This is a genomic window from Erwinia typographi (assembly GCF_000773975.1).
GTDB lineage: Bacteria > Pseudomonadota > Gammaproteobacteria > Enterobacterales > Enterobacteriaceae > Erwinia > Erwinia typographi.
Window position 1 is genome coordinate 148,844 of record NZ_JRUQ01000051.1, and the last position, 13,594, is coordinate 162,437.

The window sequence follows — 13,594 nt, forward strand, 5'->3', positions numbered from 1 at the left end:
TAATGAGTAGCGTAGATATCATCGTTCCCGACCTGCCTGAGTCCGTTGCCGATGCCACCGTGGCAACCTGGCACAAAAAACCAGGTGACTCTGTCCAGCGCGACGAAGTGCTGGTAGAGATCGAAACCGACAAAGTGATCCTGGAAGTGCCAGCCTCAGCCGACGGCGTGCTGGAAGCTATCCTGGAAGATGAAGGCGCAACGGTCACTTCTCGTCAGGCGCTGGGTCGCCTGAAAGAGGGGAACAGCACCGGCAAGGTCAGCTCTGCCAAGCCGGAAGAGAAAGAGTCAACTCCGGCTCAGCGTCAGAACGCCTCGCTTGAAGAAGAGAGCAACGATGCGCTCAGCCCGGCAATTCGTCGCCTGATTGCTGAACACAATCTCGATGCGGCGGCCATCAAAGGCACCGGCGTCGGCGGACGGTTAACTCGCGAAGATGTGGAAAAGCATCTGGCGAAGAAACCGGAAGCGGCAGCGGCTAAAGCGCCGGCGGCGGCTTCAGCCTCTCCTGCGCCTGCACTGGCTGGCCGCAGCGAGAAGCGCGTCCCGATGACCCGCCTGCGTAAACGCATCGCCGAGCGCCTGCTGGAAGCGAAAAACAGCACCGCCATGCTGACTACCTTTAACGAAGTCAACATGCAGCCGATCATGAACCTGCGCAAGCAGTATGGCGAAGCGTTTGAAAAGCGTCACGGCGTGCGTCTGGGCTTCATGTCCTTCTATCTGAAAGCGGTGGTTGAAGCGCTGAAACGCTTCCCTGAAGTTAACGCGTCGATCGACGGTGAAGACGTTGTCTACCACAATTACTTTGACGTCAGCATCGCCGTTTCCACCCCGCGTGGGCTGGTAACGCCAGTGCTGAAAGATGTCGATGCGCTGGGTATGGCCGACATTGAGAAGAAAATCAAAGAGCTGGCGGTAAAAGGCCGCGACGGCAAGCTGACCGTTGACGAACTGACCGGCGGTAACTTCACCATTACCAATGGCGGCGTGTTTGGCTCGCTGATGTCCACGCCGATCATCAACCCGCCGCAGAGCGCGATTCTTGGTATGCACGCGATCAAAGATCGTCCGATGGCGGTCAATGGTCAGGTAGTGATCCAGCCGATGATGTATCTGGCGCTCTCTTACGATCACCGGCTGATCGACGGTAAAGAATCCGTCAGCTATCTGGTGGCGATCAAAGATCTGCTGGAAGATCCGTCAAGGCTGCTGCTGGACGTTTAATCCCTGTTGGATGCGGCTTAGCGTCGCATCCACCCTATGTGTGGCCGGTCCTGGCAACCCGCCTGACCGGGCCAAGTTTTTTCCGACCTGAATGGATAGAACATCATGAACTTACACGAATATCAGGCAAAACAGTTGTTCGCGCGGTATGGTTTACCGGCACCAACCGGTTATGCCTGCACCACGCCACGCGAAGCAGAAGAAGCCGCCTCAAAGATTGGCGCCGGCCCGTGGGTAGTGAAATGTCAGGTTCATGCCGGAGGCCGCGGCAAAGCGGGCGGTGTGAAAGTGGTGAACAGCAAAGAAGATATCCGCGCTTTCGCCGAGCACTGGCTGGGCAAACGCCTGGTCACCTATCAGACTGACGCAGGCGGTCAGCCGGTAAACCAGATTCTGGTTGAAGCGGCAACCGACATCGATCAAGAGCTTTACCTGGGCGCGGTTGTTGACCGTGCTTCTCGCCGCGTGGTGTTTATGGCCTCGACGGAAGGCGGCGTGGAAATTGAAAAAGTGGCGGAAGAAACCCCGCACCTGATTCATAAAATGGCGCTCGATCCGCTGACCGGACCGCAGCCTTATCAGGGCCGCGAGCTGGCCTTTAAGCTGGGCCTGACCGGCAAGCAGGTTGGTCAGTTCACCAAAATCTTTATGGGCCTCGCGAATCTGTTCCTTGAGCGTGACCTGGCGCTGGTTGAGATTAACCCGCTGGTGATCACCAAACAGGGCGATCTGATTTGCCTGGACGGCAAGCTGGGCGCCGATGGCAATGCCCTGTTCCGCCAGCCAGAGCTGCGCGAAATGCGCGACCCAAGCCAGGAAGACTCCCGTGAAGCGCACGCTGCGCAGTGGGAACTGAACTATGTGGCGCTGGAAGGGAACATCGGCTGTATGGTTAACGGCGCAGGCCTGGCAATGGGCACCATGGACATCGTGAAGCTGAGCGGCGGACAGCCTGCCAACTTCCTCGACGTTGGCGGCGGCGCAACCAAAGAGCGCGTTACGGAAGCCTTCAAAATCATCCTGTCTGATGACGCGGTGAAAGCGGTATTTGTGAACATCTTCGGCGGCATCGTGCGCTGCGACCTGATTGCTGATGGCATCATCGGCGCGGTGGCAGAAGTGGGTGTCAGCGTGCCGGTTGTGGTGCGTCTGGAAGGGAACAATGCCGAGTTGGGCGCCAAAAAACTGGCGGACAGCGGTTTAAATATCATTGCAGCAACCAGCCTGAGTGACGCAGCGCAGCGCGTTGTGGCCGCAGCGGAGGGGAAATAATGTCTATTTTGATCGATAAAAACACCAAAGTCATCTGCCAGGGCTTCACCGGCGGGCAGGGGACATTCCACTCCGAACAGGCGCTGGCCTATGGCACGCAGCTGGTTGGCGGCGTCACTCCGGGTAAAGGCGGCACCGAGCATCTGGGTCTGCCGGTATTCAATACCGTTCGTGAAGCCGTAGAAGCGACAGGCGCGACCGCCTCGGTGATCTACGTTCCGGCTCCTTTCTGTAAAGATGGGATTCTGGAAGCGATCGACGCCGGTATCAAACTGATTATCACCATCACCGAAGGTATTCCAACGCTGGATATGCTGACCGTGAAGGTGAAGCTGGATGAAGCTGGCGTGCGCATGATTGGCCCGAACTGCCCTGGCGTTATCACCCCGGGCGAATGCAAAATCGGCATCATGCCAGGCCATATTCATCAGCCGGGCCGTATCGGCATCGTCTCCCGTTCCGGTACGCTGACTTATGAAGCCGTTAAGCAGACCACCGACATCGGCTACGGCCAGTCTACCTGCGTGGGTATCGGCGGCGACCCGATCCCTGGCTCTAACTTTATCGATATCCTGAAGCTGTTCCAGGAAGATCCGCAGACCGAAGCGATCGTGATGATCGGCGAAATCGGCGGCAGCGCTGAAGAAGAAGCCGCCGCCTTTATCAAAGAGCATGTGACCAAGCCGGTGGTGGGTTACATCGCTGGCGTGACCGCGCCGAAAGGCAAGCGTATGGGTCACGCTGGCGCGATCATCGCTGGCGGCAAAGGTACGGCAGACGAGAAGTTTGCGGCGCTGGAAGCGGCAGGAGTGAAAACGGTTCGTAGCCTTGCTGACATTGGCGACGCGGTAAAAGCGATTTTGCCTCAATAATAAGCTGTGTCTGACAGACCTTTACTGGCCGCCTTCGGGTGGCCTTTTTTATGCGTCGAACAAAAAAAATGAGGCAGATCGGCCACGCCACCAGACAAAGCTGAAAAACCTGACTAAGATTAGGGGGTAGCCTGCGCAGTTAAATTTTACCAGCATTTATTACTTTATTATTTCAATCAAAACTCCGATTAATACAATAAATTAACAAACATACTCATCTACCACATTAGTAGCTTAATAAACTTTAATTTAGATCAAGAAATTGCGATCTATAGCAATTGTTAACGCTGGATAAAAAAAGCGTTTTTCGATTAAATTGCTCTACATCAATACTGCCGTTTCTATCAAATTCCAAAAGATTTTGATCTGAATAATTAAACCAGATGTAGCATCACAATTTGTTGTGTTTCAACGGTGTATAACGGCATGGCGAATGCGCTGGTTAAGTTTGATATTTTGTTATATTTGTTAATTTCTAACGTTTAATTCGACTGTCATTGTTGTTTTTAGACGTCGACGTGGATTGTATTTACTAAAAAGATACTGGTACTGACCTGTTTCACGGCCCTCCGGCCGCTCTTACTGTGTCACCACCCTCGAGTGAGGAGCAAGGAGTCAAGATGTTGGATATTGTCGAACTGTCGCGCTTACAGTTTGCTCTGACCGCTATGTACCATTTCCTGTTTGTCCCGTTAACGCTGGGTATGGCGTTTTTGCTGGCGATCATGGAAACGGTGTATGTGCTGTCCGGCAAGCAAATCTATAAAGATATGACCAAGTTCTGGGGCAAGTTATTTGGTATTAACTTTGCGCTGGGCGTGGCTACCGGGCTGACTATGGAGTTCCAGTTCGGAACTAACTGGTCCTACTACTCTCACTACGTCGGGGATATCTTTGGCGCACCATTGGCCATTGAAGGCCTGATGGCGTTCTTCCTCGAATCCACCTTTGTCGGGCTGTTCTTCTTTGGCTGGGATCGCCTGGGTAAAGTTCAGCACATGGCGGTGACCTGGCTGGTGGCGCTGGGCTCAAACCTCTCCGCGCTGTGGATTCTGGTGGCGAACGGCTGGATGCAGAATCCGGTCGCCTCGGATTTCAACTTCGAAACCATGCGGATGGAAATGGTCAGCTTCTCCGAGCTGATCTTCAACCCGGTTGCGCAGGTTAAATTCGTTCACACCGTCGCCTCGGGCTATACCTGCGGCGCAATATTTATCCTCGGTATCAGCTCCTACTACCTTCTGCGCGGGCGCGATCTGGCCTTTGCTAAACGCTCGTTTGCCATTGCGGCCAGCTTTGGCATGGCGGCTATTCTCTCGGTAATTGTGCTGGGCGATGAGTCTGGTTATGAGATCGGCGACGTGCAGAAAACCAAGCTGGCAGCGATTGAAGCCGAATGGGAAACTCAGCCGGCACCGGCGGCCTTTACGCTGTTCGGCATTCCCGATCAGGAAGCGCAGGAAAATAAATACGCTATCCAGATCCCGTGGGCGCTGGGGCTGATCGCCACCCGTTCGGTGGATCAGCAGGTAACCGGCCTCAAAGATCTGATGGGCCAGCATGAAGTGCGCATCCGCAACGGCATGAAGGCTTACACCCTGCTGGAACAGCTGCGCTCGGGCAACAAAGATCCTGCTCTTCGTAGTGAATTCAACGGCGTTAAAAAGGACCTCGGCTACGGACTGCTGCTTAAGCGCTACACGCCAAACGTGGCGGATGCCAGCGAAGCGCAAATCCAGCAGGCAACGAAAGACTCGATCCCGCGCGTCGCTCCGCTCTATTTCTCCTTCCGTATCATGGTGGGCGCTGGCGTACTGATGCTACTGATCATCGGCTGTTCGTTCTGGACGGTCATTCGCAACCGCATCGGCAAAAATACCTTCCTGCTGAAATGCGCGCTGTACGGGATTCCTCTGCCGTGGATTGCGATTGAGTCCGGCTGGTTTGTTGCCGAGTATGGCCGTCAGCCGTGGGCGATTGGTGAGGTGCTGCCAACGGCGGTAGCGAACTCCTCGCTGACCGCAGGCGATCTGCTGTTCTCAATGCTGCTGATCTGCGGGCTGTACACGCTGTTCCTGGTGGCCGAAATGTATCTGATGTTCAAATTCGCGCGCCTTGGGCCAAGCAGCCTGAAGACCGGACGCTATCACTATGAACAATCCAGCATTGCTGCTCGCGACGTGAAGACAGGAGCCCTTCAATGATCACTTATGAACTGTTGCGTTTCGTCTGGTGGGTGCTGATTGGCGTGCTGCTGATTGGTTTCGCCGTGGCCGACGGATTCGATATGGGCGTGGGGATGCTGACCCGTATTCTGGGCCGCACCGATACCGAGCGCCGTATTATGATCAACAGCATCGCGCCGCACTGGGACGGTAACCAGGTATGGCTGATCACCGCTGGCGGGGCGCTGTTTGCTGCGTGGCCAACCGTGTATGCCGCCGCGTTCTCCGGCTTTTATGTAGCGATGGTGCTGGTGCTGGCCTCGCTGTTCTTCCGTCCGATCGGCTTCGACTACCGTTCCAAGATTGAAGATATGCGCTGGCGCGGCATGTGGGACTGGGCGATCTTCATCGGCAGCTTTGTCTCGCCGCTGGTGATCGGCGTGGCCTTCGGCAACCTGTTGCAGGGCGTGCCTTTCCATATGGATGAATATCTGCGCCTGTTCTACACCGGCAACTTCTTCCAGCTGCTGAACCCGTTCGCGCTGCTGGCCGGTATTGTCAGCCTGACGATGATTCTGACCCAGGGAGCGACCTACCTGCAAATGCGTACGGTAGGCGATCTTCACGTTCGCACCCGCGCCGCGGCTCAGATCTCTTCGCTGGTGATGATGGTGTGCTTTGTGCTGGCTGGCGTGTGGTTGGTCTACGGCATTGATGGTTATGTTGTCACCAGCGTGCTGGATCACAATGCGGCGTCGAACCCGCTGGGCAAGGAAGTTACCCGTGAGGCCGGTGCCTGGCTGGTCAACTTTAACCAGACGCCAATCCTGTGGGCCATCCCGGCACTGGGCGTAGTCCTGCCGCTGCTGACGATCCTTTGTTCGCGGATGGAAAAAGGCGCGTGGGCGTTTGTGTTCTCTTCGCTGACGCTGGCCTGCGTGATCCTCACGGCGGGCGTGGCTATGTTCCCGTTCATCATGCCTTCCAGCACGGTGCCAGGCATGAGCCTGACTATGTGGGATTCCACTTCAAGCCTGCTGACGCTGAAGATCATGACCGTTGCCGCCATCATATTCGTGCCAATTATCCTGGCGTACACAACCTGGTGTTACTACAAAATGTTCGGTCGTCTGACCAAAGAGCAGATTGAAAGCAACACCCATTCTCTCTATTAATAAGGAGCTGAACAATGTGGTATTTTGCCTGGATCCTCGGCACGCTGCTGGCCTGCGCCTTTGGCGTGATTACCGCGCTGGCGCTGGAGCATATTGAAGAAAGCGAAGCGAAAGAAAAATCGTGATGGGGCAGGGGATTTCACGCCTCTATCAGTGGATGGACAAGAGCCCGTTAAGGGCTCTTTCTTTGCTGATGGCCCTGCTGCTGGCGGGCTGTATGTTCTGGGAGCCAAAGCGGTTCGCGGCTAACAGCAGCTCGCTGGAGATCTGGCAGGGATTGCTGATGATGTGGGCCGTCTGTACTGGCGTTATCCACGGCGTTGGTTTTCGGCCTCATCGGCTGCGCTGGCAGGCTTTTTTCTCTCCGCTTCCTGCCTGGTGTGTGCTGATCGCCGGCCTGTACTTCTTCTTTTTCTGACTATTCCTGGCGGAGGTCCTCTCCGCCTTACCGACAAAGCCAACAGAAAGCCTTTTTAAGGTCTGTTTGTGTCAATAAATGTCTAAGAATTATCCTTAAACCTTCCGAGTTGTTTCCAAACGATAATTATTTTCTCTACCCTCTGGCAATCCATTCCAAAGGCGTTTGCTCTTGCGTATAGTAGCAACGTTTAAAAGTATTACCGGGATGTAGAGTGAGTACAACGCTGTTTCGATGGCCGGTTCGTGTTTATTACGAAGACACCGATGCCGGTGGTGTGGTTTATCACGCCAGCTATGTCGCTTTTTATGAACGGGCACGAACTGAAATGCTGCGTCAGCACCATTTTACGCAACAGGCGCTGCTGGAACAGCAGGTCGCGTTTGTCGTGCGTCGGATCACGGTCGATTACCTTGCACCTGCACGCCTTGACGATCTTCTGGAAGTGCAGAGCGAGGTCATCAGTATGACCAGAACGACGATGACTTTCGCACAACGTATTGTGAATGCAGAGGGACGGACGCTGAACGAAGCGGAAGTGCTGATTGCCTGCATTAATCCACATCTAATGAAGCCGATTGCGCTTCCCAAGTCTATTGTCGCGGAGTTCAAGCAGTGACTGACATGAACATTCTTGATTTGTTCCTGAAGGCTAGCCTTCTGGTCAAACTTATCATGTTGATTTTGATTGGTTTTTCTATCGCCTCATGGGCAATCATTATTCAACGCACGCGCATCCTGAATGCCGCCGGGCGTGAAGCTGATGCATTTGAAGACAAGTTCTGGTCGGGGATCGAACTGTCTCGTCTGTATCAGGAAAGCCAGGCCCGTCGCGATGAACTGGGCGGCTCAGAACAAATTTTCTATGCGGGTTTTAAAGAATTTGCCCGGCTGCACCGCGCTAACAGCCACGCGCCGGAAGCGGTGGTTGAAGGGGCGACGCGCGCGATGCGCATTTCGATGAACCGTGAGCTGGAAGCATTAGAGACGCACATTCCTTTCCTGGGAACTGTCGGCTCCATCAGCCCTTATATCGGCCTGTTCGGTACGGTATGGGGCATTATGCACGCCTTTATCGCGCTGGGCGCAGTGAAGCAGGCCACGCTGCAAATGGTGGCGCCGGGTATCGCCGAAGCGCTGATCGCCACCGCGATCGGCCTGTTCGCCGCTATCCCAGCCGTAATGGCTTACAACCGCCTGAATCAGCGCGTGAATAAGCTGGAACAGAATTACGATAACTTTATGGAAGAGTTCACGGCTATTCTGCATCGTCAGGCGTTCTCCAGCGAGAACACCAAGTAACAGCTGAGGTACGCATGGCCAGAATTCGTGGTCGCGGCGGGCGCCGTGACATGAAGTCCGAGATCAACATTGTTCCCCTGCTTGACGTGCTGCTGGTGCTGTTGCTGATTTTCATGGCAACCGCACCGATTATCACCCAGAGCGTGGAAGTGGATTTGCCGGACGCAACAGATTCAAAAACTGTATCCAGCGACGATAATCCGCCGGTGATTGTCGAAGTGGCGGGCGTGGGTCAGTACAGCCTGGTGGTCGATCACGACCGGATGGAGCAACTGCCGCCTGAGCAGGTCGTGGCCGAAGCCCAGCGCCGTATTGAAGCGAATCCGAAGACGGTATTCCTGATCGGCGGAGCGAAAGACGTGCCTTACGACGAGATCATTAAGGCGCTCAACTTATTGCATCAGGCCGGCGTGAAGTCTGTCGGATTAATGACGCAGCCGATTTAATTTATTCGAACCGTTTTGGGAATCGAGAGTGTCGAAGGTAACCGAGCAAAACGATAAGTTAAAACGAGCGATTATCTTTTCAGTCATCCTGCATATCATTTTGATTGCGTTACTGATCTGGAGCTCGTTTGACGAACACATCGACGCCAGCAGCGGCGGCGGCGGAGGTGATATCGATGCCGTCATGGTCGATCCGGGCGCGGTTGTCGATCAGTATAACCGACAGCAAAATCAGCAAAGCGACAGCAAGCGAGCCGAACAGCAGCGTAAAAAACAGGCTCAGCAGCAGGCTGAGGAGCTTCAGCAGAAGCAGGCCGCTCAGCAGCAGCAGTTGAAAGAGATGGAAAAGGAGCGTTTGCAGGCGCAGCAGGACGCGAAGCAGCAGGCGGCCGAACAGGCGGCAGAGCAGAAAAAAGCCCAGGAAGCGGCTAAGCAGGCGCAGGAGCAGCAAAAGCAGGCTGAAGTCGCCGCCGCTAAGGCCAAGGCCGATGCTAAAGCCGAGGCTGACGCGCAGGCTAAGTCTGCGGCGCAGGCGCAGAAAAAAGCGGAAGCCGAAGCCAAACAGGCGGCGGCAGATGCGCAGAAAAAAGCCGAAGCCGAGGCTAAAAAAGTGGCTGCGGAGGCCAAAAAGCAGGCCGATGCCGAAGCCAAACAGGCCGCAGCCGAAGCCGCTAAGGTGAAAGCGGCGCAGGAAGCGAAGGCGCAGGCTGCCGCCGATGCGAAAGCGAAGGCAGCGGAAGAGGCCAAAGCCAAAGCGGAAGCCAGCGCGAAGGCGAAGGCCGACGCGGCGGCTAAAGCCAAAGCTGCCGCAGATGCGAAGAAAAAAGCGGCGGCGGATGCCGCTAAAGAAACCAGCGATGTTGACGATTTACTGGGAGGCCTCAGCTCTGGCAAGAACGCGCCTAAGCAGGGTAAATCCGGTGGCGCAGCAGCAGGGCAGGGAAACCAGAAGAAATCAGGCGCCTCCGGGGCGGCGATTGACAGCTACCTTGGGCAGGTTCAGGGCGCGATCCAGAGTAAATTTTATGACTCGGATACGTTTAAAGGCAGAACCTGTGATGTTCGCATCAAGCTGGCGCCGGACGGGCTGTTAATCTCCGCCGTGCAGTCAGGTGGCGATCCTGCGCTATGCCAGGCCGCGATCAACGCCGCCCGTATGGCAAGGATTCCGAAACCACCTAGTGCAGAGATTTATCAGGCGGTGAAAGATGCAACGTTAGAATTCAAGCCATAAGAATTCGGTAACATCCGGCATGTTGAACTAAGGTCTACATGCCGTACTCTATAGATGCATTATTGGTTCGTTCGAACACTGCTAATTATCGTGGACGTCGCGTTCAGATAAGGGAGAAAAGATGAAGCAGGCATTTCGTGTAGCAATGAGTTTTTTACTGCTGTTTGTCGCCGTGGCACATGCAGAAGTTCGCATTGAAATTACCCAGGGGGTGAACACCGCACGTCCTATCGGCGTGTTGCCATTCAAATGGGATGGTCCGGGCGCCGCTCCTGAAGATATTGGCGGCATTGTTGCTGCCGACTTACGTAACAGTGGTAAATTCAATCCGCTGGATCGCGCACGTCTGCCGCAGCAGCCAACAACCGCCGCCGAAGTGCAGCCTGCTGCCTGGACCGCGCTGGGCATCGATGCTGTAGTGGTTGGGCAGGTACAGCCTGGCGCTGATGGCAGCTACCTGGTTTCTTATCAACTGGTAGATACCTCCGGTAATCCGGGTGCTATTTTGGCGCAGAACCAGTATAAAGTAACCAAACAGTGGTTACGCTATGCGGCTCATACCGCCAGTGACGAAGCGTTTGAGAAGCTAACCGGTATTAAAGGCGCGTTCCGTACCCGCATTGCGTACGTGGTGCAGACCAACGGCGGCCAGTTCCCGTACGAACTGCGCGTCTCTGACTACGATGGTTACAACCAGAACACCGTTCACCGTTCCCCGCAGCCGCTGATGTCTCCGGCCTGGTCGAAGGACGGCAGCAAGCTGGCTTACGTCACCTTCGAGAGCGGCAAGTCGGCGCTGGTTATTCAGACTCTGGCGAACGGCGCAATCAAACAGGTTGCTTCTTTCCCGCGTCACAACGGTGCGCCTTCTTTCTCCCCGGACGGCAGCAAGCTGGCCTTCGCGCTGTCTAAAACGGGCAGTCTGAACCTGTACGTGATGGACCTGGGGTCTGGTCAGATTCGTCAACTGACCGACGGGCGTTATAACAGTACTGAACCGACCTGGTTCCCGGACAGCCAGAGCCTGGCCTATACCTCCGACCAGGCGGGCCGTCCACAAATTTATAAAATCAGTGCAGGTGGCGGTGCGCCACAGCGTCTGACCTGGGAAGGTTCTCAGAATCAGGATGCGGATGTAAGCTCTGATGGTAAATCACTGGTGATGATTAGCACCAATGGCGGTGCGCAACACGTCGCCAGACAGGATCTGGAAACGGGAGCCGTTCAACAATTAACGGACACGTTCCTGGATGAAACGCCAAGCCTCGCGCCAAACGGCACCATGGTAATCTACAGCTCTACTCAGGGGATGGGATCCATATTGCAGCTGGTTTCGACCGATGGGCGTTTCAAAGCGCGTCTTCCGGCAACTGATGGACAGGTCAAATTCCCTGCCTGGTCGCCGTATCTGTGATGCATGTGTAAATATGTATGGCAAACAATAATAGGATTGTAGAAATGCAACTGAACAAAGTGCTTAAAGGCTTAATGCTGGCACTGCCAGTAATCGCAGTGGCTGCTTGTAGCTCACACAAAAACAATAACAACGACCAGACCAGCGGTAACGGTATGGGCGACGGCGCAAACAGCGGCATGAACAGCGGTAACATGTCCTCTGATGAGCAGGCTCGCCTGCAAATGCAGGAACTGCAGAAAAACAACATCGTTTACTTCGGTCTGGACAAGTATGACATCCAGTCTGAGTTCGCACAGATGCTGGATGCTCACGCAACTTTCCTGCGTAACAACCCATCTTACAAAGTGACTGTTGAAGGTCATGCGGATGAGCGCGGTACGCCAGAGTACAACATCGCCCTGGGCGAACGTCGTGCTTCTGCTGTGAAAATGTACCTGCAGGGTAAAGGTGTTTCTGCTGACCAGATCTCTATCGTTTCTTACGGTAAAGAGAAGCCAGCTGTACTGGGTCACGACGAATCAGCCTATGCTAAAAACCGTCGTGCCGTGCTGGTATACTAAGAGAATCACATGATTAGTAACTTCAGACTTCACGCAGTGGGTCTGTCGTTACTGATTGGCGTAGCGGCCCCCTGGGCCGCTAATGCCGAGGCGTCAATCAGTAACGTTGGCTCAGGCTCGGTCGAAGACCGCGTCACCACTCTTGAGCGTATTTCCAATGCTCAGGGACAGCTTCTTCAGCAACTCCAGCAGCAGCTCTCCGACACGCAGCGCGATATCGACTCACTCCGCGGACAGATTCAGGAAAATCAGTATCAGCTGAATCAGGTCACTGAGCGTCAGAAAAACATCTACCAGCAGCTTGATACGCTGAGCAGCGGCGGCGGCAATGCCAGCGCGGCGGCTCAGGGGGCATCTGGTGATGCCGCAGCGGCTGCAGGTGGGGCAGCAGCCGATAATGCCGCGAACGGCGACAGCGCAGGTTCTGGTGCTTCTGCGGCGCCGGTGCAAAGCGGGGATGCCAATACGGATTATAACGCGGCAGTTGCGCTGGTTCTGCAGAAAAAGCAGAACGAACAGGCTATTACGGCTTTCCAGGCCTTTGTGAAGAAGTATCCGGATTCAACCTATCAGCCGAATGCTAACTACTGGCTGGGGCAGTTGAATTACAACAAAGGCAAAAAGGACGACGCGGCGTATTACTTTGCCACCGTGGTCAAAAATTACCCGAAATCCCCGAAGAGTGCCGATGCGTTGTATAAGGTGGGCGTGATCATGCAGGAGAAGGGCGATACAGCGAAAGCGAAAGCCGTTTACCAGCAGGTGACCAAACTTTATCCGAACACCGACGCGGCGAAAAGTGCTGCAAAACGCGCTGCCGCGCTGTAAGTGGCAGCCTTTGAGCAGATATCGTCGCATTTCTGGCCCAGACGGACGAAAGGTAGACAGTTGAACGGGTTATCTAAAAATAGTGGTTGCGCTGAATCGGTAAATCAGTAATATATGCCGCCGTTGCCGGGACATATATGAAAAGGTTCTGACAGCGCAAAAGTGGGTCGTTAGCTCAGTTGGTAGAGCAGTTGACTTTTAATCAATTGGTCGCAGGTTCGAATCCTGCACGACCCACCACTAACTAAAGTAGTCAGCAGTGTTAAGCGTAAAGGATTTGAACCTGCACGCCCCACCACTAACCAGATAGTAAAGCAGTTACCGCTCGATGCGGGTCGTTAGCTCAGTTGGTAGAGCAGTTGACTTTTAATCAATTGGTCGCAGGTTCGAATCCTGCACGACCCACCATTAATGAATCAGTCATGCAGTGCGAATCGTAAAGGATTTGAACCTGTACGCCCCCATTAATGAACCCGTCATTCAGTGTTAAGCGTGAATGATTTGAGCCAGTACGCTCCAGCACTATCCAGACAGAAAAGCAGTTACCGCTTGATGCGGGTCGTTAGCTCAGTTGGTAGAGCAGTTGACTTTTAATCAATTGGTCGCAGGTTCGAATCCTGCACGACCCACCAATGTTGAAGAGCGCCCTAAAGGCGCTTTTTTGCTATCTGTGATTCGT

14 protein-coding genes and 3 tRNA genes are annotated in these 13,594 nt (G+C 54.5%); all 17 read left to right on the top strand.

Features of this window, described 5'->3' with window-relative positions:
* Positions 1-2: 2 nt before the first annotated feature.
* The 17 genes from odhB to NG99_RS18780 all read left to right on the top strand — a co-directional run bounded on the left by odhB (position 3) and on the right by NG99_RS18780 (position 13,547).
* Positions 3-1,226: a 2-oxoglutarate dehydrogenase complex dihydrolipoyllysine-residue succinyltransferase gene (gene odhB / locus NG99_RS18705; protein ID WP_034896189.1), complete on the top strand. Its 1,224-nt coding sequence runs from the start codon at positions 3-5 to the stop codon at positions 1,224-1,226.
* 105 nt (positions 1,227-1,331) lie between these two features.
* Entirely contained in the window at positions 1,332-2,498 is a 1,167-nt protein-coding gene (gene sucC, locus NG99_RS18710) for an ADP-forming succinate--CoA ligase subunit beta (RefSeq protein ID WP_034896192.1), read from the top strand.
* Positions 2,498-3,370: a succinate--CoA ligase subunit alpha gene (gene sucD / locus NG99_RS18715; protein WP_034896195.1), complete on the top strand. Its 873-nt coding sequence runs from the start codon at positions 2,498-2,500 to the stop codon at positions 3,368-3,370. Before sucC ends, sucD begins: the two co-directional genes overlap by 1 nt.
* A 620-nt stretch (positions 3,371-3,990) precedes the next feature.
* The gene (gene cydA, locus NG99_RS18720) at positions 3,991-5,574 is read left to right on the top strand and encodes a cytochrome ubiquinol oxidase subunit I (protein WP_034896198.1); all 1,584 of its coding nucleotides are present in this window, start codon (positions 3,991-3,993) and stop codon (positions 5,572-5,574) included.
* Positions 5,571-6,710: a cytochrome d ubiquinol oxidase subunit II gene (gene cydB, locus NG99_RS18725; RefSeq protein WP_034896201.1), complete on the top strand. Its 1,140-nt coding sequence runs from the start codon at positions 5,571-5,573 to the stop codon at positions 6,708-6,710. The genes cydA and cydB overlap by 4 nt, the downstream gene beginning before the upstream one ends.
* A 14-nt stretch (positions 6,711-6,724) precedes the next feature.
* Positions 6,725-6,835 (top strand): cytochrome bd-I oxidase subunit CydX, encoded by a 111-nt coding sequence (gene cydX / locus NG99_RS28370; RefSeq protein WP_072017617.1) that lies wholly within the window; start codon positions 6,725-6,727, stop codon positions 6,833-6,835.
* The gene (gene ybgE, locus NG99_RS18730) at positions 6,835-7,128 is read left to right on the top strand and encodes a cyd operon protein YbgE (protein WP_034896204.1); all 294 of its coding nucleotides are present in this window, start codon (positions 6,835-6,837) and stop codon (positions 7,126-7,128) included. Before cydX ends, ybgE begins: the two co-directional genes overlap by 1 nt.
* Positions 7,129-7,342: 214 nt before the next feature.
* Positions 7,343-7,747, top strand: coding sequence for a tol-pal system-associated acyl-CoA thioesterase (gene ybgC / locus NG99_RS18735; protein WP_034896208.1), 405 nt, complete (start codon positions 7,343-7,345; stop codon positions 7,745-7,747).
* Positions 7,744-8,430 carry a Tol-Pal system protein TolQ gene (tolQ, locus tag NG99_RS18740; protein ID WP_034896212.1) on the top strand — a complete coding sequence of 229 codons (687 nt, stop codon included), beginning with the start codon at positions 7,744-7,746 and terminating at the stop codon, positions 8,428-8,430. Before ybgC ends, tolQ begins: the two co-directional genes overlap by 4 nt.
* Before the next feature lie 14 nt (positions 8,431-8,444).
* Positions 8,445-8,876: a colicin uptake protein TolR gene (tolR, locus tag NG99_RS18745; protein ID WP_034896214.1), complete on the top strand. Its 432-nt coding sequence runs from the start codon at positions 8,445-8,447 to the stop codon at positions 8,874-8,876.
* A gap of 28 nt (positions 8,877-8,904) precedes the next feature.
* Complete coding sequence (gene tolA / locus NG99_RS18750) at positions 8,905-10,110, top strand: cell envelope integrity protein TolA (protein WP_034896217.1); 1,206 nt, start codon at positions 8,905-8,907, stop codon at positions 10,108-10,110.
* A gap of 121 nt (positions 10,111-10,231) precedes the next feature.
* On the top strand, positions 10,232-11,524 hold the full coding sequence (tolB, locus tag NG99_RS18755) for a Tol-Pal system beta propeller repeat protein TolB (protein ID WP_034896220.1): 1,293 nt from the start codon (positions 10,232-10,234) through the stop codon (positions 11,522-11,524).
* A gap of 44 nt (positions 11,525-11,568) precedes the next feature.
* A complete protein-coding gene (gene pal, locus NG99_RS18760; RefSeq protein ID WP_034896222.1) occupies positions 11,569-12,087 on the top strand; it encodes a peptidoglycan-associated lipoprotein Pal in 519 nt (172 codons plus the stop codon).
* A 9-nt stretch (positions 12,088-12,096) separates the two neighbouring features.
* Positions 12,097-12,915, top strand: a complete 819-nt coding sequence (cpoB, locus tag NG99_RS18765; protein ID WP_034896225.1) for a cell division protein CpoB — start codon at positions 12,097-12,099, stop codon at positions 12,913-12,915.
* A gap of 164 nt (positions 12,916-13,079) precedes the next feature.
* Positions 13,080-13,155, top strand: a tRNA-Lys gene (locus NG99_RS18770).
* A 92-nt stretch (positions 13,156-13,247) separates the two neighbouring features.
* A tRNA-Lys gene (locus tag NG99_RS18775) sits at positions 13,248-13,323 on the top strand.
* A gap of 148 nt (positions 13,324-13,471) precedes the next feature.
* Positions 13,472-13,547 (top strand) — tRNA-Lys (locus tag NG99_RS18780).
* Positions 13,548-13,594 lie beyond the last annotated feature (47 nt).